The 956-nt window shown below is 80.5% G+C and carries 1 protein-coding gene; it reads left to right on the top strand.

Annotation, left to right across the window (positions count from 1 at the left end; genetic code table 11):
• Positions 1-856 (top strand): class F sortase (locus ACFXHB_RS30545; protein WP_380577906.1); only part of this gene is annotated, 856 nt, incomplete at its 5' end.
• Positions 857-956: the final 100 nt, after the last annotated feature.

The following is a 956-nucleotide window of genomic DNA, read 5'->3' as shown; positions in this document are numbered from 1 at the left end:
GTACGAGGTCGTACGCGGGCCGGGCGCCGGTCCCGTCCGGGCCGGAGCCGCGCCCGGAACCGACCACGAGCCGTGGCCGGCGCACCCGGCCGCCGGTGCCGAACGCGCGCCGGCCGCGCCCGGGGCGGCCCCGGACTCACCGGGCACCCGCCGGGCCGGTCGTTCCGGGGCGGCCGGCGTGCGCCGGGCCGCGCTCGGCGCGGGCGGTGTGCTCTGTCTCGTCCTCGGCGCGTCGGTGGCGCTGTCGGGCGGGCAGCCGCCGGTGGTGCGCGTCCAGCCCTCCGTGCACCAGGCGGACCCGGCCGCCCCGGCCGCCGCCGCGGCCACCGACCGTAACGGCGGACCGGGTGCGACCGCCGGGGCGGGAACCCCGGCGCCGCGGCCCTTCGCCGCATCGGCCCCGACCCGGCTGCTCGTCCCCTCGGCCGGGGTGGACGCACCGGTCGGCGGGCTGGGCCTGAACGCGGACGGCACCGTCGAGGTACCCTCCGCCGACCGGGCCGGCGACGTCGGCTGGTACCGCAACGGACCGACCCCCGGGGAGACCGGACCGGCCGTCCTGATCGGGCACTACGACACCGTCCGCGGACCGGCCGTCTTCGCCGGCCTGCCGAAGCTCCGACCGGGCGACCTCGTCCAGGTCCGGCGCGCCGACGGCAGCACGGTGGACTTCAAGGTCCGCGCCCTGATCCAGGCCGGCAAGGACCGCTTCCCGACCGAGACGGTCTACGGCGACACCGCCGCCCCCGAGCTCCGGCTGATCACCTGCGGGGGCCGGATCGGCGCCGACGGCCACTGGACGGACAACATCATCGTCCTGGCCGACCTGGTGCCCCCCGGCGGCCGGACGGGCTGAGCGCGCCCGCCGGGCGGGGGGGGGGGGCCAGGGACGTGCGCGAGGCCCGCCGCGCCCACCACCCCAACGACCCCCCCACGGGCGGGCCGGCGGGGGGGGC

The sequence above is a fragment of the Kitasatospora sp. NPDC059327 genome, assembly GCF_042752535.1.
In the GTDB taxonomy this organism is placed as follows: domain Bacteria; phylum Actinomycetota; class Actinomycetes; order Streptomycetales; family Streptomycetaceae; genus Kitasatospora.
The sequence above is the reverse complement of the archived record's forward strand: the minus strand, read 5'-3'. Positions and strand labels throughout refer to the sequence as shown.